The sequence below is a fragment of the Nonomuraea sp. NPDC050547 genome (assembly GCF_044457345.1).
Taxonomy (GTDB): Bacteria; Actinomycetota; Actinomycetes; order Streptosporangiales; family Streptosporangiaceae; genus Nonomuraea.
Genome location: NZ_JBITGW010000010.1, coordinates 1 through 19,814, shown reverse-complemented (window position 1 = coordinate 19,814; position 19,814 = coordinate 1). Strand labels below are relative to the sequence as shown.

Sequence of the window (19,814 nt, the reverse complement as noted above, 5' to 3'; positions counted from 1 at the left end):
TACTCCTCCCATGGAGCCGTCAATGCCCTGTTGCACGCCGGTGGCCGGACAGACCACGAACCCGCGCGCCCTCCCGGCCCCCTCGCCGGTCCCGATCGATCACGACGACGTGGCGCTCCCCGGCGGCACCTTCCTCATGGGCGACGCCTTCGGCGAGGGCTATCCCGCCGACGGGGAGACCCCCGTGCATCCGGTACGGCTCGCGCCCTTCCCGATGGACGCCACCGCGGTCACCGTCGCCATGTTCGAGGCGTTCACCCGGGCCAGCGGTTATCGCACCGACGCCGAGCGGGCCGGCCACTCCGCGGTCTTCCGCCTGGCCGTCGCCGCCACCCGCGCCGACATCCTCGGCTTCGACCCGTCGGTTCCCTGGTGGGCGACGGTCGCCGGGGCCGACTGGCGCCACCCCTTCGGGCCGCTGTCAGAAGCCGAGTCCGCCCACCCCGTCGTCCACGTCTCCTGGAACGACGCCGCCGCCTACTGCGCGTGGGCGGGAAGACGCCTGCCGACCGAGGCCCAGTGGGAGTACGCCGCCCGCGGCGGCCTGTCCCGGCAGCGGTTCGCCTGGGGCCGGGACCTGACGCCCGGCGGCCGGTGGATGTGCAACATCTGGCAGGGCTCGTTCCCGCACGACAACACCGGCGAGGACGGCTGGCTGGCGACCGCCCCCGTGCGCTCCTACCCCGCCAACGGGTACGGGCTGTACGAGATGGCGGGGAACGTGTGGGAATGGTGCGCCGACTGGTTCTCCCCCACGTCCTACGCCGATTCCGCACGGGCGGACCCGCAAGGCCCGCCCGCCGGCGAGCGGAAGGTGATCAGGGGCGGGTCGTACCTGTGCCACGGCTCCTACTGCCACCGCTACCGCGTCGCCGCCCGCTCCGCCAACGTGCCCGGCTCCAGCAGCGGCAACTGCGGATTCCGCACGATAGGCCCGTCGTAGACCCGACCGGCATCGAACCGAACTTCCGCCCGGCCACGGCACTCCAACCCTGGGCACGGCACGCGACCGGAAGGAAGAACGCCATGAAGATACTCCTCGCGGCTCTGGCCGGCGGGGCGCTGCTGCTCTCGGGCACGCCCGCGCTCGCCTCCGGGCCCACCCTCGGACCGTACGGCGTCGGCACGCTCAAGCTCGGAATGAGCGCCAAGCGGGCCAAGGCCACCGGGAAGATCGTTCTCAAGCGGAGCGCCCCGCACGGCGGCTGCTCCGGCTGGGACCTGAAGACCCATCCGACCGGCAAGAACAGCGTCGGGCTCTACATCTCCAAGAAGCGCGGCGTGGCCGTGGTGTTCGCGGGCAAGGGCATGAGAACGCCGGAAGGCATCGGGATCGGCGCCACGATGCGGCAGATCAAGCGGGCCTACCCGAAGGTGAGAACCCCGCACGGGTTGAACCCGTACGTCCGCGTGCCCGGCAACCCCAAGGCGTACTACACCTTCTTCGTCGGCAAGAAGAGGCTCGAACAACTGTCGATCGCCGTGATGGGGCAGGACTGCGTGAGCTAGTACTGCAACCTGGATGCGTGATGCTTGGGCCGGCGTCGCCGGTAGTGGCTGCTGCGGGCGCGGGCTTGGGCGTGGCGGCGCGGGGTCTGGTGACCGCAGTGATCGGGTGTCCGACCGTGTGAGGCTGGATAGGCCCCATCGGGGCTGTGATCATGGCGTGATCCGCATTTGCGAGTCTGGCTCCTTCGGCATGGCGGCGGAAGTACCGCACTCACCCATAGGAGAACGTCACCTCATGAGGCGATGGACAACGGTCGTGGTCTTCGCGTTGGCCGGATCCGCCCTCCATGCCGTTCCCGCTCCCAGCGTGGCCGCGGCCGGCACGGCGGTCGATCCGATCGCCGCGATCCAGCGGCAGATGGTCAAAGGTCGTGGAGTGCGGGTCGTCGAATACAGCACCTTCAACAACGGCGACGGGTGGGACCGCTTCAAACCGACCAAGGGCGTCATCGGGTTCGGCGACGGCAAGGTCGTGGCGACCGACCTCGTGCACCACCAGATTCGGAATGAGCGCGACATCTGCATCGGCAAACGCCAGTGGGTACACGACCCGTCGAAGAAGCATCCCAAGGGCAAGAAGTGGGTGACCTGGCCAGTAACTTTCGCGTGGCAGTGCGAGCTACGCCTAGAGGCAGGAAATCTGCGGCTGGACAAGCCTGACATGTTCGCGGCCGTGCTGGCCACCACCACATCCGAACAGCCTTCCGAGACCTATGACGGCGTGTCCACTACCCTCCGCCAAGGAGTGATGACGTTCGGCCAGTTGTGGGCGGTCCGGCCGGAACTGCGTCCGAAGCAGGAGTACGGAAACAGCGAGTGGCCGATCCAGTGGCGTCTGTGGATCGGCGAGGACGGACTGGTACGCCGCGTCTGGGTCAAGTGGAAGGAACCCGAGTACGAGCAGCTCAAGGGTGCCACCGGCGGGCAGGGGTGGTTCGGCTACGTCGACGACATCCGCTATTCGGACTGGGGTATGAAGCTCACCATCAAGCCCCCGCCGCCCGCCCAGACGCGCGCGCTGAAAATTCCGAAGTCATAGCGCCTGCTCCGCTCCTCGGCCGCCGGCGGTAACCGAAGACCCGCTGAACGGGCAACACCGCGGTGTGGCGGGAGTTCGACGGTGCGCGGCTGGCTCGCCGAGGACGGTTGCCCGCGGGATCCTCGCCGGGCCGTCAAGTCAGCTCTGGCACCACAACCTGATCTTGTGACTGTTGTTCAGGAGGGTGGAGCCTCGTCGTCGGGCGCGGGCGTAGGTGACGGGGTCGCCCGAGCCGGTGGAGCGGAAGAACGGGTGGCAGCTTGCTGAGGCTGCCGGTGATGGTGGGCTGCTCCCTACAGGCCCAAAGCCATGAGGGCCCGGCCGGAGCCGGGCCCTCGCGGGACTACATGGGCTGCCAGAGCGCGAAGAGGTTGGTGGGCTCCCAGCCGACCTGGGAGGTGTGCCCCTGCCTGCACCGGTAGGTGATGCCCTGGTAGCGCACCATGGCACCGGTCTGGTAGCTGACGCCGGGCGCCCACTCCGGTGTGCCGCCGGTGTAGGTCACGCTCGGTGTGGGCGTGGCCGTCGGCGTGGGGGTCGCCGTCGGAGTCGGGGTGGGCGTCGGTGTGGGAGTGACCGTCTGCGTGGGGGTGGCCGTCGCGGTCGGGGTGCCGGCGCAGGCGCCCAGGTCGCGCCACACGTCGTTGGTGCCGGGCTGGTTGCCCTGCGTCCACCAGCGGGCCTCATAGGTACGGCCGTTGTGGGAGACGCGCTGGCCGCCGTTGTACACCTTCCCGGCCTCCCACGCCGGATCGGTGCACGTGCCGCCGGTCGGGGTGACCGTGGGGGTCGGCGACGGGGTCACCACGCCCCCGCCGCGGGCCAGGTCCTGGACGACGCCGTAGCTCTTGCCGCCGAAGGTGACGGTGAAGTTGTTCGGGCCCGGCGCGGGCAGGTAGTAGACGTAGTCCATGGTCACCGAGGCGCCGGGGGCGAGCGTCTGCCAGCTGGGCAGCTTCACCGAGACGCGGTGGTAGTCGCCCTTGAGCCCGCCGATGTTGTTGGCCCCGGTGTGCTCGCTGCTGATCACCCGCAGCCCGAACCCGGACTGGTCCTTGGCGTTCGGCGGCGAGGCGGTCGCGTAGTCCCACTGGAACTCGGTGCCGCCGGGCAGCGTGAACGCCGACCTGTTGGTGATCTTGAGCTTGGGGCTGATCGGGTAGTTGCTGTCGCCGACGGGGAACTGCTCAGCGGCGAAGCCCACGTCGATCTTCTCCGCGGGCAGCGCCGTCTTCGCCCTGGTCGCGGTGTACGGCGCCGCGGTCTTGAGCGTGTCGTGCACCAGCGTGGTCAGCGTGTCGCCCATGAAGTACTCGCTGCCGGTCCACTTGTAGTCGCCGGCCAGCTCCCAGATCATGATGCCGCCGAGGCCCCTGTCCCTGACGTACTCGGCCTTGGCCTTGAGCGACTGCTCGTCCTCGGTGGACAGGAACACCTTCTTGCCGCTGTTCCAGAGCCACGGGGCGACGAGCGTGCCGTCGTAGTTGCGGGTGTAGGTGCCGGTGATGCCCTCGGTGACGCCGTACGCGCCGAGGTAGGAGCCGGCGATGCCGCGTTCGAGGTTCTTGGCGTGCCACATCGGGTTGGACCCGGCGCCCACCTCGCGGCCGTTCTCCTTGTCGTGCCACAGGTTGTCGATGCCGGTGGCGCCGTCGCCGCAGGTGGTCAGGCCGGTCGGGCAGGTGGTGCCGACCGACTTGCCCCACAGGCCGCCGGTGCCGCCGGTGACGTTCTTCCAGCCGCGGGTGTAGTACGGCACGCCGATGTTGATCCGGCCGGGCGGCAGGGCGCCGCGGTAGTAGTGGTAGGACCAGTCGGTGTTGAGGTAGCCGATGCCGCCGTACTGGGAGGTGGTGTAGACGCCCCACTTGGCCAGTTCGGCGTCCTTGCCGTCGTCGTAGAGCGCGGCGTTCGGGCCGACGAACTCGTTCCAGGCGCCGTGCAGGTCGTAGGACATGATGTTGAGGAAGTCCAGGTACTGGGTGACCTGGAAGGTCTCCATGCCGCGCAGCAGGTACCCGGAGGCGGGCACGGCCGCGGTGAGCTGGTAGTACTTCCCGTCGGCGGCGGCGGCCCTGTCCAGCCGGTCGCGCAGCGTCTTCATGAGCGCCGCGTATCCCTGCATGAGCCGGCCGCGCCGGGCGTTGGCGATCTGCCAGTCGGCCGGGTTGCCGGCGTCCTTCATCGAGGTGGGGTACTCGTAGTCGATGTCGACCCCGTTGAAGCCGTACTTCCTGATGAAGGCGACGGCGGAGTCGGCGAACGTGTCGATCGCGGCCTGGCTGTCGGTCATCGTGTAGAAGCCGCCGGAGGCCACCCGGTTGCCGTTCGCGTCGAGGTACCCGCCCGTCTCGGCCCATCCGCCGACGCTGATCAGCGTCTTGACGTGCGGGTTGGCCCTCTTGAGCGTGGTGAGCGCGTTGAAGTGTCCCTTGTACGGCAGGGCCGGGTCGTTGCCCGCCAGGTCCAGCCCGGTGGCAGGGTTGCTCGCCGAGTCGGCGCCCACCGAGATCTTGTTGTCCGCGCCCACGTGGGCGAAGGCGTAGTTGATGTGCGTGATCTTCGACCAGGGGATGTTCTGGGCGAGGTAGGCGGGCTGCCCGTTCCCGCCGTGGCGCCAGCCGGTGAAGTAGCCGATCACGCGGCGCGGATGGTCCGCGCCCATGCTCTCGCGGCCCTGCTCGTCGTAGGCGGAGCAGTAGGGGACGCTGACGCCGGACGTTCGGTGGAGCCCGTCGGGGCGGCAGGTCTCGTGGTCGACGGCCGCGGCGGCGGATCCGGCGAGGGTCGCCGCGACCAGGGCCATCGAGGCCGCCACGGCGGCTAAGGACAGACGCGCTCGCTTACGCATGGTTCGCCATCCAAGGGGGGTGATAATGCGCTCTTGTGCGCGAAGGTAGGCGCTCTCACCAGGTGCGTCAACGCTTTCTTTTAGGAAAGTTTCCAAATAGTTCAGCGGTCAGCAGCGCCCGAGCCACCACCATCCGCCGGCCAGCTCGAAGGACGGGCACAGGCTCGCGCCGAACCCGTTGTAGGGACCCGCCTCCGGCCGCCCGGTGAAGTGCCCGTAACCGACGGCGTCGTCCGGAACGCCGATCCAGTCGGGCACGAACCGCACCGGCCGCCCGCCGCTGGTTCCGATCACCGCGACGCGGCAGTTGGCCGAGACGAAGCAGGCCCAGCCCGGCAGTTCTGCCCCGTAGTACTGCCCCTCCGGGACGCGCGTCCCGGCGGCGACCGCGAACGCCGGCCGTTCCACCCAGAACCGCGCCCGGGCCCGCGCCTGCGGCTCCAGATGCAGGAAGAGCCCGCCGCCCAGACCGGCCAGCGCCAGCACGGCCGTGGCCACCACCGGCCAGCGGCGCGTGTCCCGCCCGGCCCGCCAGATCGCCAGGCCGAACAGCGTCACCAGCACTACGAAGATCAGCAGCAGCAGCGGCAGGGCCAGGATCCAGAGCCGCGTCACCAGCCAGCCGGTGTGCAGCGCGACGCCGAGCGCGATCACGGCCAGGGGGACGGCCGCCAGAACGGGTTTGGAGATCACCGGCCCACCTTAGAGCGGCCGCGTGCAGGACTCAGCGGGAAAATGTGCGGATCGCGCGCACGTGGAACCCCGGGCGGCGGCTGCGGTCGCCACCCGGGGAAGCCTCACCCGGCGCGCACCGGACGTCTACGAGGCCCTCGGTCCCGTTTCGTCGATGAGCGCGAACACGGCCCCGGAGACGTCGGCCACCAGACCCATCCGCCCCGTGGAGACATCGAGGGGATCGCCGATCACCGATCCGCCGAGGTCGGTCACGCGCACCACCGTCGCGTCCGTCCCCACGGCCGGATCGACCGCGAAGTACACGAGCCAGTACGGCAGGACGTAGGACTTGTCCGCGTGCCGGCCCAGCCGGGTCTGCCCGCCGGCCGACCAGACCGTATAGTCGAAGTGCCGCCCGTCGCCGATCTGCCGCTGCTCGTAACCGAACAGCCGCCCGTAGAACGCGTCGATGCGCCCGCCGTCGATGGTACGCAGCTCCGCCCAGGTCAGCGTGCCCGGCCTGCCCACGCCGAAGCCGCCGGGCACGTCGGCGCGCCACAGGCCGAAGACCGCGCCCGCCGGGTCGGCGGCGACGAGAGCCTCCCCCTGCCCGGGATCCTGGTACGGGCCGAAGACGATCTGCCCGCCCGCCTCCTCGATGCTCTTGGCCGCCGTCTCCACGGCGTCGGCGTGCACGTAGAGCGTCCATGCGGCCTGCTCGCCGTCGCGGACGCCGGCCACGACGTCGCCGTCGAGTTCGGCGTAGACGTAGTCGCCCGCCGACGAATAGGTCCAGCCGAAGAGACCGGAATAGAAGTCGCAGGTCGCCGCGCGGTTCGCGGTGGCGATGTCCACCAATGCGGGTGCGCCGGAAATGACCGGACTAAGCACGCGTACCCCTCCTCATTCCTCTGGATCGGCGACTCCGAGTAGTGCGCGGAGCTGCCGCAGAACGACGATGCGCAACCGGCCGGCGTCGAAGTAGTCATGGTCGAGGACACGCGGGATGACCAGCCCGTCGAGGAGCGCGATGAGCGCCGTCACCACGTCCTCGACGTCATCGGCCACGCGGAACTCGCCTTGTTCGACGCCGTCGCGGATGGCCTCGGCGAACGGCCGCCGGTAGCGCTGCTGCAGGCTCACGCTGTGCGAGCGAAGCTCGGGATCGTGCACCGCCGCGTGCCAGAACTCCATCAGCATGCGCCAGGTGCCGATCGGCAGCGGCGCCAGCCCGCCGTCCACGAGCGCGACCAGGCGCCGCCACGGCGTCGGCTCCTGATCGCCCGCCTGCTCCAGCCGGGCGACCTCCCGTTCGGTGGAGTGGTGCAGCGCCTCGACGAGCATGTCGTCGCGCGAGCCGAAGTAGAACTGCAACGTGCTCACCGCCACCCCCGCCACCTTGGCGACGTCGGTGAAACGCGTGTGCTCGTAACCGCGCTCGGACAGGACGGCGACGACCACGTCGAGCACCTCTGCCCTGCGGCCACCGCCGACTCTGCGGCGGCGCGAGGGGACGGATGTTGACCTCACGCCGCGATCGTATCTCCGTACGGTACTGCTCACCAGTACGTGAAAACGTACGGCTGTACGGCTTACCCGCTCAGACCACCTCGAAGGTGCTCATCATGGCCATGTCCTCATGCTCCAGGTTGTGGCAGTGCATGACGTACCGGCCGCGGTAGCCGGTGAAGCGGGTGATGATCTCCACGGTCTGCGTCTCGCGCAGCTCGACCGTGTCCTTCCAGGCCGACGGGCCCTCGGGGCGCTCGCCTCCGGCCGACAGCACCTGGAAGGGCGCCAGGTGCAGGTGCACCGGGTGGGAGACGTCGCTGGTCAGCCGCCAGATCTCGACCTGGCCGAGCTTGGGCCTGGCATCGACGCGGCGTACGTCGAAGGGCTTGTCGTTGATCATCCAGCCGGTGTGGCCGTGCAGGCTGCCGCTGGTGAAGGAGAAATCGCGGGTCACCGCGGCCGTGGCCGGGTCGAGCCGCTCGATCCGGGAGAGCGTCTGGGGGATCGCGGAGTCGTCGCGGGCCTCGCGGGCGACCGTGAACCGCATCACCCGCGACTGCGGGCCCTCCTCGCCGAGGAGGTTGCGCAGCTCGACGTGCTCGCCCACACGGTAGGCGGCGAAGTCCACCACCACGTCGGCCCGCTCGCCCGGCGCCAGCCGTACCTGCTCGACGGGGTGAGGGGCGGCCAGCAGGCCGCCGTCGCTCGCGATCACCACCATCGTGCCGCCGGGCGGCAGGGCGAGCTCGTAGGTGCGGGCGTTGGAGCCGTTGAGCAGCCGCAGCCGGTAGCGGGCCCGGTCGACCGCGAGATCCGGCCACGGGGCGCCGTTGACCAGGATGACGTCGCCGAGCAGGCCGCCCATGAACGCCTCGCGGGCGCCGGGCCCGTTGTCGCGCACCGGGTAGGGCATGGTGCCGTCGGTGTGGAAGGCCCGGTCGCAGATCATCAGCGGCACGTCCCGCTCGCCGGAGGGCAGCGGCAGCGCCGCCTCCTCCTCGTCGCCCACCAGGAAGAACCCGGCCAGGCCCCGCCAGACCTGCGGGCCGGTGTAGTCCATGCGGTGGTCGTGGTACCAGAGCGTCGCCGCCCGCTGCTCCAGCGGGAAGACGTAGTCCCGCTGCGTGCCCGGCGCCACCAGGTCGGTCGGGAAGCCGTCGGACTCCGGCGGGGTGTGCCCGCCGTGCAGGTGGGTGACGGTCGGCGCGCCCAGCGTGTTGCGCACGCGCACGACGGTCCGCCGGCCGCTGCGCGCCCGGACGGTGGGGCCGGGGAACTTCCCGTCGTAGCCCCAGATCGGGGTGCGCAGACCGGGCAGGATGTCCGCCTCGGCCGCGCGCTGGACGAGCTCGTAGTAGTCGGTGGTGCCGTCGCTGCGGTACGGCTTCGCCACCGGCGGCAGCGGCAGCGGCACGGCGAAGGGCCGGGGCAGCGGGGCCGTACTGGCGAGAAGCTTGGGCAACGGGGTGCGCCCGGTCAGCGAGCAGCCGGGGACGCCCAGCGCCGCGACCGCCCCCAGCCCGAGCAGCCCCAGCGCCCGCCGCCGTGAGACGTTCACGCCGCCGCCGCGGCGGCGTGGCGGCGCTCGGCCCAGATCTGTGCGGTCTGCACCAGGCTGCCGCCGAACATCAGCACGCCGACCGGCACGTGCAGCGTCTTCATGTGGGCCATGCCGAGCGCCATCTGGGCCAGGGTCAGCACCAGCATGCCGACGGCGGGCCCGATGGCGGCGCGCCGGCGCGCGACGAGGGCGGCGACCAGGTTGACCAGCACGACGACCGCCACCGCGATGGCCGTGACGCTGTGCGCGGCCCGCCCGCCGGGAGAGGACAGCAACATGCCGGCGGTGACCGCCTGGAGCAGCAGGACCAGGGTCTGCAGGGTGAGTGTGATGCGCAGGAACCTCATGCCGGAAATCTTCGTCCAGCCCGTGGCGCGCGGACGTCCCACCAGCGGTGATGACGCGTCTACTCCCCCGGTACGACTCCCGGCCGGCCCGCTACGGCCGGAGCGGTACGCCCGGAACCTCCGGCCGGGCGTGGGTGACCCGGCCGGAGGCCGGTGGTGGCCCCGCCGGGCTGGGGAGCGGGATCCGGCAGGGCCTTCTGACGACCCGACCGGCAGGGTGTGGGTGACCCCGCCGGTCGGGATGGGCGGCCCGGCCGGGCGGGTGGGGGTGACCCGGCCGGGCGTTCGAGGGCCCAGCCGGGCGCTGAGCTCGCCCGGCCGGGCGTTCAGGTGAGCCAGTCGTCGGCGATCTGCCCGCCGACCAGCTCCAGGAGCGTGCCGGCGCGCCGCATCGAGCGCCGGCCGTCCGGTTCCAGGGCGCTGAGCGGGTAGACGCGGTCGAGGCCGAGCCGTTCGATCGCCGCGGGCGGCAGGAGCGAGCGCCCGGCCACGGCGACGACCGGCGTGCCAGCGGCGACCGCCATCGCGGCGACCCCGGCGGGCGCCTTGCCGCGGGCGGTCTGGTGGTCGAGCGAGCCCTCCCCGGTGACGACGAGCTTCGCCGCCGCCAGGTGCGCGGGGAAGCCGACGAGGTCCAGGACCAGCTCGATGCCGGAGCGGAGCGTGCCGCGCAGGATGGTCAGGCCCGCGTAGCCGACGCCGCCCGCGGCCCCCGCGCCGGGGACGCAGGCGGCCTCGACGCCGGTGGCCGCGGCGACCGCCCGGGACCAGCGGGCCAGCGCGGTCTCCAGGTCGGCCACGTCGCGTGGTGTGGCGCCCTTCTGCGGCCCGTAGACGGCGGCGGCGCCGTACGGGCCGAGCAAGGGGTTGTCCACGTCGATGGCGATGTCGATCTCCACCTCGGCCAGGCGGGGATGCAGCCGCGACAGGTCGAGCCGGTCGATGGCGGCCAGGGCCGCGCCGCCGCGCCCGGTGACGCCCTCCAGCCGGGCGCCCAGTGCCTCGGCCAGGCCGGCGCCGCCGTCGGTGCAGGCGCTGCCGCCCAGGCCGAGCACGATCCGGCGGCAGCCGCCGTCCAGCGCGGCCCGGATGACCTGGCCGGTGCCGTAACTGGTGGCGGTACGGGGAGCGGGCGGCCCGGTCAGGCGGCCCAGCCCGGACACGTCGGCCAGCTCGATCACCGCGACGCCGTCGCGCTCGGCGTAGGAGGTCGCGACCGGCCGCGCGTCAGGCCCCTCGGCCCGGACGGCGACCCGGCGGAACCCGGCGGCCAGCGCGGCCTCCAGCGTGCCCTCGCCGCCGTCGGCCACCGGCAGCGCGGCGACCGGGGTGCCGGGGGCGCGCCCGGTGATCCCGGCCGCCAGGTGCTCGCAGACCTCACGGGCCGTCAGCGAGCCCTTGAACTTGTCGGGCGCGATCAGCACGGACATGGCCGCTCACCCCCGCGACAGGATCTCGGCGTCGGCGACCTCCTCGAACTCCGTGATGGCGTCGAGGTCGGCGCCCATCGCGATGTTGGTGACCCGTTCGAGTATCACCTCGACCACGACCGGCACGCGCAGGTCCTCCATGATCTTCCGCGCCTCCTCGAAGGCCCCGGCCAGTTCCCCGGGCTCGTGCACGCGGATGGCCTTGCAGCCCAGCCCCTCGACCACCTTGACGTGGTCGACGCCGTAGCCGCCCAGCTCGGGCGCGTTGACGTTGTCGAAGGCCAGGCTGACCTGGAAGTCCATGTCGAACGCCCGCTGCGCCTGCCGGATCAGCCCCAGGTAGGAGTTGTTGACCAGCACCTGGAGGAAGGGGATGTTGAACTGCGCGCCGACCGCCAGCTCCTCGATCATGAACTGGAAGTCGTAGTCGCCCGACAGCGCCACCACGGTGGCCTCCGGGTCGGCCACGGCCACGCCCAGCGCGGCGGGCACCGTCCAGCCTAGCGGCCCGGCCTGGCCGCAGTTGATCCAGTGCCGCGGCTTGTAGACGTGCAGGAACTGCCCGCCGGCGATCTGCGACAGGCCGATCGTGGAGACGTAGCGCACGTCCTTGCCGAAGGCGAGGTTCATCTCCTGGTAGACGCGCTGCGGCTTGATCGGGACGTTGTCGAAGTCGGTGCGCCGGTGCAGGGTGCGCTTGCGCTCCTGGCACTCCTTCGCCCACACGCCCCGGTCCGGCGGCAGCGTGGCGCGGGCCGCCTCGACGAGCTGGATCAGCGCCGCCCCGGCGTCGGAGACGACGCCGTAGTCGGGCGCGAAGACCCTGCCGATCTGGGTGGGCTCGATGTCGATGTGCACGAAGGTACGGCCGCGCCGGTAGACCTCGAGCCCGCCGGTGTGGCGGTTGGCCCACCGGTTGCCGATGCCGAGCACGAAGTCGGCGGCCAGCAGGGTGGCGTTGCCGTAGCGGTGGGCGGTCTGCAGGCCGGCCATGCCGGCCATCAGCGGGTGGTCGTCGGGGATGCCGCCCCAGCCCATGAGCGTGGGGATGACCGGCACCCCGAGCAGTTCGGCCAGCTCGACCAGCAGGTCGCTGGCGTCGGCGTTGATGACGCCGCCGCCGGCGACGATGACCGGGCGCTCGGCCCCCGCCATCATGGCCAGCACCTTCTCCGCCTGCGCCCGGGTGGCCGCCGGCCGGTGGACGGGCAGCGGCTCGTAGGTCTCGATGTCGAAGTCGATCTCGGTGAGCTGCACGTCGAGCGGCAGGTCGATGAGGACGGGGCCGGGCCGTCCCGAGCGCATGAGGTGGAAGGCCTGCTGGAAGGCGCCCGGCACCTGGGCGCCCTCCATGACGGTGTACGCCATCTTGGTGAGGGGCGCGGCGATCGCGGCGATGTCGACGGCCTGGAAGTCCTCCTTGTGCAGGCGGGCGACCGGCGCCTGGCCGGTGACGCAGAGGATGGGGATGGAGTCGGCGGCGGCGGAGTACAGGCCGGTGATCATGTCGGTGCCCGCGGGGCCCGAGGTGCCGACGCACACGCCGATGTTGCCGGCGCGGGCGCGGGTGTAGCCCTCGGCCATGTGCGCGGCGCCTTCGACGTGCCTGGCCAGGACGTGTTTGATCCCGCCGTGCGCGCGCATCGCGGAGTAGAACGGGTTGATGGCCGCGCCGGGCACCCCGAAGGTCTGGGTGGCGTTCTCACGCTCCAGGATCAGGACCGCGGCGTCGACGGCTCGCATGCGTGCCATGGGTTCGCTCCTCGCGCTCAGCGGCCCGAGAGCTGCTCGACGAGCAGCAGCAGGGCGGTGTGGTCGAGCTGCCCGTGGCCCTGGGCCCGCGCGGCGCCCATCAGCTGGGCCAGGACCGCCCCGACCGGGATGGCCACGCCCGCCTGCCGGGCGGCCGCGGTGACGATGCCGAGGTCCTTGTGGTGCAGGTCGATGCGGAAGCCCGGCTGGAAGGTACGGCTCAGCATGCCCTCGGCCTTGCGCTCCAGGATGCGGTTGCCCGCCAGGCCCGCCGACAGGACCTTGACCGCGGCCTCCATCTCGACGCCGTAGGCCTCCAGGAACACGATCGCCTCGGCGACCAGCTCGATGGTGCCGGCGACGATGAGCTGGTTGGCGGCCTTGACCGTCTGCCCGGACCCGGCGGGGCCGACGTGCACGACGGTGGAGCCCACCGCTTCCAGGACGGGCCGGGCCGCCTCGACGTCGGCGGGGGCGCCGCCGACCATGATGGACAGGCTGGCGTCGATCGCGCCCTGCTCGCCGCCGGAGACGGGCGCGTCCACCGCGCGCAGCCCGGCCTCGGCCGCCTGGGCGGCCATGCGGGCGGCGGCGTCGGGCCTGATGCTGCTGGCGTCGATCCACAGCGTGCCCTCGCGGGCGTGGTCCACGATGTCGGCGGCGACGAGTTCGACGTCGGGGGTGTCGGGGAGCATGGTCACGACGACGTCGGCGTCGCGCACGCCTTCCGCGATGCTGCCCGCGCCGTGGCCGCCCAGCTCGATCAGCCGCTCGACCTTCTCCGGTTCCTTGTTGACGCCGGTGACGGTGTATCCGGCCTTGAGGAGGTTGGCGGCCATCGGGGCGCCCATGATGCCCAGGCCGATGACGGTCACGTTGCTCACGGCAGTTCCTTGTGGTCGGAGGTGAGCCAGGCGAAGGGGTCCTCGCCCGGGTTGGCTTTGTGTTCCAGGCCGATCCAGCCGTCGTATCCGGTCCGGCCGAGCTCGGTCAGCCAGGCGCCCAGCGGCAGGTCGCCGGTGCCGGGCGCGCCTCTGCCCGGCGCGTCGGCGATCTGGACGTGGCCGATGCGGTCCGGGTCGCCGCGCAGGAGCGCGTCCACGTCGTCGCCGTTGACGGCCAGGTGGTAGAGGTCGGCGAGCAGCTTCAGCCCCGGGACGGCGGCCACGACGGCCAGCGCCTCGGCGGCGGTCCTGAGCGGGTAGGCCGGGGCGCCGCTGAGCGCCTCGATCAGGACGACGCCGTCCACGACCTCCTGGGCCAGCGCCAGGTTGGCGAGGGCGGTCTCGTCCTGGAGTTCTTCCCGGACGTCGTCAAGGCGGTTGCCGTACAGGGCGTTGAAGGAGCGGCAGCCGAGCGTGCGGCCGATCGCGGCCACGATCGGCACGTTGTCGCGGAACTCGGCGGCGCGGTGCGGGTGCGACAGCAGGCCGCGTTCGCCTCCGGGCATGTCGCCGGCGGCGAAGTTGATCCCGGTCAGCTGGACCCCGGCGTCGCGGACGGCGCGTACGAACGAGTCGACCTGCGCGTCGGCGGGCACGGCGGTCTCGAACGGCCACCAGAACTCCACGGCCTCGAAGCCGGCCTTGCGGGCGGCCTCCGGGCGTTCCAGCACGGGCAGGTCGGTGAAGAGGATGGAGCAGTTGACGGTGTAGCGCATCTGGCCTGCCTCCTATCGGACGGTGTTGCTCAGGACGCCCACGCCCGCGATGTCCACCGCGACCTCGTCGCCGGCGGCCAGGGGGCCGACGCCGTCGGGGCTGCCGGTCAGCAGGACGTCTCCGGGGTTGAGGGTGATCCAGCGGGTGACGTAGGCGAGGAGTTCGTCGACGCCGAAGAGCATCGCGGCGGTGGGACTGTCCTGGACGACGAGCCCGTTGACGCGGGTGCGGATGTGCAGTCCGGCCGGGTCGTCGATGTCGGTCTCGATCCAGGGACCGAGCGGGCAGAAGGTGTCGGCGCTCTTGGCCCTGACCCACTGGCCGTCGTTGCGCCAGTCGTCGGCGGTGATGTCGTTGGCGCAGGTGTAGCCGAGGACGTAGTCGCGGAAGTGGCGTTTGGGCACCTGGTGGGCGGTGCGGCCGATGACCACGGCCAGCTCGCCCTCGTACTCCAGCCTGCGCAGCCCGTGCGGGCGGCGTACCTCGGCGCCGGGGCCGGTGACGGCGTTGGCGGCCTTGAGGAACAGCCGTGGTTTGCGGAGTTTTCCCGGTGCGCCGTAGTTGCGGCCGGCGCAGACGATCACGCGTGGATCGCAGGGCGCCAGCAGCGTCACCTCCTCCAGCGCCGCCACCGGCCCCTGCCCGGGGGCAGGGTGGATGTCGTGGCCGACGAGCACGCCGGTGCGTACCTCGTCCTTGTGGGTGTAGCGGACGAGTCTCATGACGCAACCACCGCCTCACGCAGGAGTTCGATCGGGTGCCAGGCCTGGCGGGCCGAGCCGTGGAAGATCTGCTGGCGGCAGGAGACGCCGGTGGCGGCCACCACGGTCTCGGCCGGTTCCGCGGCCAGGGCGGGGAAGAGCCGGTCGGAGCCGACGGTCATGGACAGCTCGTAGTGCTCGGCCTCGAAGCCGAAGGAGCCGGCCATGCCGCAGCATCCGGTGTCGAGCTCCACGACCTCCACGCCGGGGATGAGCCGGAGCATGGCCATCGTGGCGGCCGTGCCGACCTCGGCCTTCTGGTGGCAGTGGCCGTGGAAGACGACCCTCTTGCCCGCGAGCCATGAGTCGGCGCGCAGCGTCAGCCTGCCCGCGCCGACGGCCTCGGTGAGCAGTTCCTCCACCTGCTTGACCCGGGCGGCGACCGCGTCCACGCGTTCGTCGCCGGCCAGCATCGCCCGGTGCTCGTCGCGCAGGGTGAACAGGCAGGACGGCTCGCAGCCGACGATCGGGCCCTCGGTGGCGGCCAGGTGGGCGACCAGCGCGCCCGCCTGCGCCTTGGCCTGGTCGAGCAGGCCCTTGGACAGGCTGGAGCGGCCGCAGCAGCCGGTGGCGGCCAGCTCGACCGTCCAGCCCGCGCGCTCCAGCAGCTCGATCGCCGCCTTGCCGATGTGCGGCTCGGTGTAGGTGGTGAAGGAGTCGGCCAGGAACGTCAGCGTCTCGCGGCCGGTGCGCTCGCGGCCCTTGTGCCCTTGGTGCCAGCGGATGAGGTTGCCGCGCTGGAAGCGGGGCAGCTGCCGGGCGGCGGTGATCCCGACCGTGCGTTCCAGCAGCCGCCGGACGAGCGGGATCCGGGTGGGCAGGTTCGACAGCGGCGCGGTGGCCGAGCCGAGCCGGTTGAGCGAGCGGATGGCGCCGAAGATCCGCGAGCGCAGGGGCACGCCGTGCTGGTCATGGTGGTGCGACAGCGCTTCGGCCTTGAGCGTGGCCATGTCCACGCTCATCGGGCACTCGCTCTTGCAGGCCTTGCACATCAGGCACAGGTCGAGGATCTCGTGCAGCCGCTCGTCGCCGAAGGCCGTCTTGGGGTCGGCCGACGACAGCGCCTTGACCAGAGCGTTGGCCCGGCCCCGGGTGGAGTGCTCCTCCTGACGGGTGGCGACGTAGGACGGGCACATGACGCCGGGCCCGCTCTTGCGGCACAGCCCGATGTTCATGCACCGGTCGGCGGCGCCGCGCATGCCGCCGACCACCTCGAACGACAGCCGGGTGCGCAGCGGCCCGGCGGGGGGCAGGGCCGCGTCGCGCAGGTTGTCGGTCATGGGCGGCGCGTCGACGATCTTGCCGGGGTTCAGGACGTTCCCGGGGTCGAACAGGTGCTTGACCGAGCGCATCGCCTCGTACAGCTCCGGGCCGAAGATCTCCCGGTTGAACTCGCTGCGGGCCAGGCCGTCGCCGTGCTCGCTGGAGTTGACGCCGCCGTACTCGGCAACCAGGTCCTTGATCTCCACGGCCACCGCGCGCATGGTCGTCACCTGCTCGGGGTCGGCCAGGTCGACGAACGGGCGGATGTGCAGGCAGCCGACCGAGCAGTGGCCGTAGAATCCGGCCGTCAGGCCGTGCCTGTCGAGCACGCCGCGGAAACGGTCGGTGTACTCGGCCAAATGCTTGGGGTCGACGGCGGTGTCCTCGACGAAGGCCAGCGGCCTGCGGGTGCCCTCGCCGGCCGCCATGAGCAGGCCGAGACTCGACTTGCGCACCTTGAGCAGCGCCGTCTGCTCGGCGGGTGTGACGGCGAGCAGGGTGTGGTAGCCGTGGCCGTTGCGCTTCCACGACCGGCTGACCTCGTCGAGTTTGGCGGTCAGGTGGTCGCGGTCGTCGCCGCTGAAGGAGACGAACAGCAGCGCGGCCAGGTCGCCTTTGAGGATGTCGCCGAGACCGGCGTACTCGATCTTCTGCCGGGACAGGTCCAGGATCGTCTTGTCCATGAGCTCGACCTGGGCGGGGTCGCAGGCCAGGGCGTCCTCGGTGGCGGCGATGGCGGCGGCGGTGGTGTCGAAGTGGCCCACGGCGTAGACGGTGTGGCGGGGTTTGGGCACGAGGTCGACCAGCGCGTGCGTCGCCACGACCAGCGTGCCCTCGGCCCCGACCACGAACTTCGCCAGATCGAACTCCCCCGACCCGGCCAGCCGGTCCAGCCGGTACCCGCAGGCGCGCCGCCAGAACGGCGGGAAGCCGGTGGCGATCGCCTCGGCGTTGTCGCGGACGAGTGCGGGCAGCTCACGGTAGAGCGCGCCCTCCAGGGTCGGCTCCGCGGCGCGCCGGGCCCGCTCCTGCTCGCTGACCGGTTCCAGCCGCGCGGTCGAGCCGTCGGCCAGGACCACGTCCAGGGCCCTGACGTGGTCGATGGTCATCCCGAAGGTGAGCGAGCCGCTGCCGGCGGAGTTGTTGCCGATCATCCCGCCGATGGTGGCGCGGTTGCTGGTGGAGGTGTCGGGGCCGAACATCAGCCCGTACGGCGCGGCCGCCTGGTTGAGCTGGTCCTGCACCACCCCCACCTCGACCAGCGCGGTCCGCGCCTCCGGGTCGAGGTCGACGATCTGGTTCATGTGCCGGGAGAAGTCGAGGACCAGGCCGGGCCCGACCGTCTGCCCGGCCAGGCTGGTGCCGGCGCCACGCGGCACCACGGGCACGCCCTCCCGCCCGGCCGCCTTGACCGCCTCGGCGACGTCCCCGGCGTGCCGGGGGAAGACCACGCCGACCGGCATGATCGCGTACATGCTCGCGTCGCGGGAGAACAGGTGGCGGGTGTAGTCGTCGAAGGCCACCTCGCCCTCGACGGCCGCGCTGAGCGCGCGCAGCAGGTCGCCCGTCTCCGGAAGGGTGGCCGTCATGGCGCCTGCAGGCGCTCGAGCGCGTCGTTGAGTCCGCGCGGGTCGATGGGCACGCCGGCCAGGGTGAGTCCCATCTGGACACCGGCCAGGGTGCCGGCGAGGGTGAGGTCGTTGAAGTCGCCCAGGTGGCCGATGCGGAAGACGCGGCCGCTGAGCTTGCCGAGCCCGGAGCCGAGTGACATGTCGTAGCGGTCGAGGATGATCGCTCTGATCTTGTCGGCGTCGTATCCCTCGGGAACGATCACGGCGGTCAGGGCCGCGGAGTGCTCGCGTTCGTCGGCGCAGAGCACTTCGAGTCCCCATCCGCGTACGGCCGCGCGGGTGGCCTCGGCGTGGCGGATGTGGCGGGCGAAGACGGCGTCGAGTCCTTCGTCGTAGAGCAGGCGGAGGGCTTCGCGCAGGCCGTAGAGCAGGTTGGTGGCGGGAGTGTAGGGGAAGAAGCCGCGTTCGTTGGCGGCCAGGATCGGCGCCCAGTCCCAGAACGACCTGGCCAGGGTCGCGGTGCGTGAGGCGTGCAGGGCCTTGTCGCTGACGGCGTTGAAGCTCAGGCCGGGCGGGAGCATGAGCCCCTTCTGCGAGCCGGCGACGGTGACGTCGACGCCCCACTCGTCGTGGCGGTAGTCGATCGAGCCGAGTGAGGAGATGGTGTCGACCAGCAGCAGGGCGGGGTGGCCCGCGGCGTCGATGGCGGCGCGCACGTCGGGGACGCGGCTGGTGACGCCGGTGGAGGTCTCGTTGTGGACCACGCAGACGGCCTTGATGGTGTGGCCGGTGTCGGCGGACAGGCGTTCGCGGACGGCGTCGGGGTCGGCGCCCCTGCGCCAGTCGCCGGGCACGAACGCGACGTCCAGCCCGAGCCGTCCGGCCATCTCCTGCCAGAGGGTGGCGAAGTGGCCGGTCTCGAAGCACAGGACCTTGTCGCCCGCGCTCAACGTGTTGACCAGGGCGGCCTCCCACGCTCCGGTGCCCGAGGCCGGGTAGATCACGACCGGTCCTTCGGTGCCGAAGACCGGCTTGATGTCGCGCAGCACCTCCAGGCCGAGTGCGGCGAACTCGGGACCCCGGTGGTCGATGGTCGGCGCCGACATGGCCCGCAGCACGCTGTCGGGCACGTTCGTGGGGCCGGGGATCTGCAGGAAGTGCCTGCTCATGAGGACCTCGCTCGAAATATCCACGATGCGGAAAAGTTATCTCGCTATACGGAAGATATGCCTTCCCGGGGGAGATGAAAAGTCTTGACGGCCAATGTGAGCCAGGTCATACTCTCGCTAAGCGGAAACTATTTTCCGCATTATGGAAAACCTGCTGGAGTCCGTATGTCGGTTCAGATCATCACGATCGTCGTCCTGGCCGTCGTCTTCCTGGTCGCCACCGTGCTGCCCGTTCACATGGGGGCGCTGGCGTTCGTCGCCGCCTTCATGGTCGGCGCCTTCGTGCTCGGCGAAGGCAAGGACGACATCGTCGCGGGGTTTCCCGGCGACCTGTTCGTCATCCTCGTCGGGGTCACCTACCTGTTCGCGATGGCCAAGGCCAACGGGACGGTCGACTGGCTGGTCCAGGCCGCGGTACGCCTCGTACGTGGCAAGATCGCGCTCATTCCCTGGATGATGTTCCTGGTCACGGCGTTGCTCACGGCCGTGGGCGCGGTCGTGCCCGCCGCCGTCGCCATCATCGCCCCGGTCGCCATGGGCTTCGCCCTGCGCTACCGCATCAACCCCATGCTCATGGGCCTGCTGGTCATCAACGGAGCGAGCGCGGGCGGCTTCTCGCCCATCAGCATCTTCGGCAGCATCGTCAACGGCGTGGTCACCCGCAACAACCTGCCGGGCGATCCCGGGATGCTGTTCATCAGCTCCTTCGCCTT

At 71.3% G+C, this 19,814-nt stretch carries 17 protein-coding genes; 4 read left to right on the top strand and 13 right to left on the bottom strand.

The genetic code is table 11. The annotated features are described in order from the left end of the window. Window positions 1-10 precede the first annotated feature (10 nt). The 3 genes from ACIBHY_RS24830 (at window position 11) to ACIBHY_RS24820 (ending at window position 2,548) form a co-directional block, all read left to right on the top strand. The gene (locus ACIBHY_RS24830) at window positions 11-943 is read left to right on the top strand and encodes a formylglycine-generating enzyme family protein (protein ID WP_397258582.1); all 933 of its coding nucleotides are present in this window, start codon (window positions 11-13) and stop codon (window positions 941-943) included. 83 nt (window positions 944-1,026) lie between these two features. Beyond that, window positions 1,027-1,509, top strand: coding sequence for a hypothetical protein (locus ACIBHY_RS24825; protein ID WP_397258584.1), 483 nt, complete (start codon window positions 1,027-1,029; stop codon window positions 1,507-1,509). 256 nt (window positions 1,510-1,765) lie between these two features. Beyond that, a complete protein-coding gene (locus ACIBHY_RS24820) occupies window positions 1,766-2,548 on the top strand; it encodes a hypothetical protein (RefSeq protein ID WP_397258586.1) in 783 nt (260 codons plus the stop codon). A gap of 343 nt (window positions 2,549-2,891) precedes the next feature. Here the strand turns inward: ACIBHY_RS24820 and ACIBHY_RS24815 are convergent, their stop codons facing one another. The 13 genes from ACIBHY_RS24815 to ACIBHY_RS24755 all read right to left on the bottom strand — a co-directional run bounded on the left by ACIBHY_RS24815 (window position 2,892) and on the right by ACIBHY_RS24755 (window position 19,101). Further along, entirely contained in the window at window positions 2,892-5,399 is a 2,508-nt protein-coding gene (locus tag ACIBHY_RS24815; RefSeq protein WP_397307807.1) for a chitinase C-terminal domain-containing protein, read from the bottom strand. Between the two features lie 108 nt (window positions 5,400-5,507). Next, window positions 5,508-6,092: a hypothetical protein gene (locus tag ACIBHY_RS24810; protein WP_397258590.1), complete on the bottom strand. Its 585-nt coding sequence runs from the start codon at window positions 6,090-6,092 to the stop codon at window positions 5,508-5,510. A gap of 126 nt (window positions 6,093-6,218) precedes the next feature. Further along, on the bottom strand, window positions 6,219-6,965 hold the full coding sequence (locus ACIBHY_RS24805; RefSeq protein ID WP_397258592.1) for a VOC family protein: 747 nt from the start codon (window positions 6,963-6,965) through the stop codon (window positions 6,219-6,221). A gap of 12 nt (window positions 6,966-6,977) precedes the next feature. Beyond that, window positions 6,978-7,604 (bottom strand): TetR/AcrR family transcriptional regulator, encoded by a 627-nt coding sequence (locus tag ACIBHY_RS24800; RefSeq protein ID WP_397258594.1) that lies wholly within the window; start codon window positions 7,602-7,604, stop codon window positions 6,978-6,980. Window positions 7,605-7,674: 70 nt separating this feature from the next. Beyond that, window positions 7,675-9,144 (bottom strand): multicopper oxidase family protein, encoded by a 1,470-nt coding sequence (locus ACIBHY_RS24795; RefSeq protein ID WP_397307806.1) that lies wholly within the window; start codon window positions 9,142-9,144, stop codon window positions 7,675-7,677. Next, window positions 9,141-9,494, bottom strand: coding sequence for a hypothetical protein (locus ACIBHY_RS24790; RefSeq protein WP_397307805.1), 354 nt, complete (start codon window positions 9,492-9,494; stop codon window positions 9,141-9,143). The genes ACIBHY_RS24795 and ACIBHY_RS24790 overlap by 4 nt, the downstream gene beginning before the upstream one ends. 326 nt (window positions 9,495-9,820) lie before the next feature. Further along, complete coding sequence (locus tag ACIBHY_RS24785; protein WP_397258600.1) at window positions 9,821-10,924, bottom strand: glycerate kinase; 1,104 nt, start codon at window positions 10,922-10,924, stop codon at window positions 9,821-9,823. A 6-nt stretch (window positions 10,925-10,930) separates the two neighbouring features. Next, window positions 10,931-12,676 (bottom strand): glyoxylate carboligase, encoded by a 1,746-nt coding sequence (gene gcl / locus ACIBHY_RS24780; protein WP_397258602.1) that lies wholly within the window; start codon window positions 12,674-12,676, stop codon window positions 10,931-10,933. Window positions 12,677-12,693: 17 nt separating this feature from the next. Then, on the bottom strand, window positions 12,694-13,560 hold the full coding sequence (locus ACIBHY_RS24775; protein ID WP_397258604.1) for a 2-hydroxy-3-oxopropionate reductase: 867 nt from the start codon (window positions 13,558-13,560) through the stop codon (window positions 12,694-12,696). Further along, complete coding sequence (locus ACIBHY_RS24770) at window positions 13,557-14,336, bottom strand: hydroxypyruvate isomerase family protein (protein ID WP_397258606.1); 780 nt, start codon at window positions 14,334-14,336, stop codon at window positions 13,557-13,559. Before ACIBHY_RS24770 ends, ACIBHY_RS24775 begins: the two co-directional genes overlap by 4 nt. A 12-nt stretch (window positions 14,337-14,348) precedes the next feature. After that, the gene (locus ACIBHY_RS24765; protein WP_397307804.1) at window positions 14,349-15,059 is read right to left on the bottom strand and encodes a fumarylacetoacetate hydrolase family protein; all 711 of its coding nucleotides are present in this window, start codon (window positions 15,057-15,059) and stop codon (window positions 14,349-14,351) included. Next, window positions 15,056-17,950: an FAD-binding and (Fe-S)-binding domain-containing protein gene (locus tag ACIBHY_RS24760; protein ID WP_397307803.1), complete on the bottom strand. Its 2,895-nt coding sequence runs from the start codon at window positions 17,948-17,950 to the stop codon at window positions 15,056-15,058. Before ACIBHY_RS24760 ends, ACIBHY_RS24765 begins: the two co-directional genes overlap by 4 nt. Beyond that, window positions 17,947-19,101, bottom strand: a complete 1,155-nt coding sequence (locus ACIBHY_RS24755; RefSeq protein ID WP_397258612.1) for a pyridoxal-phosphate-dependent aminotransferase family protein — start codon at window positions 19,099-19,101, stop codon at window positions 17,947-17,949. Before ACIBHY_RS24755 ends, ACIBHY_RS24760 begins: the two co-directional genes overlap by 4 nt. 165 nt (window positions 19,102-19,266) lie before the next feature. On the opposite strand from ACIBHY_RS24755, the gene ACIBHY_RS24750 reads away from it, so the two are divergent. Next, window positions 19,267-19,814 (top strand): SLC13 family permease (locus ACIBHY_RS24750; RefSeq protein ID WP_397307802.1); only part of this gene is annotated, 548 nt, incomplete at its 3' end.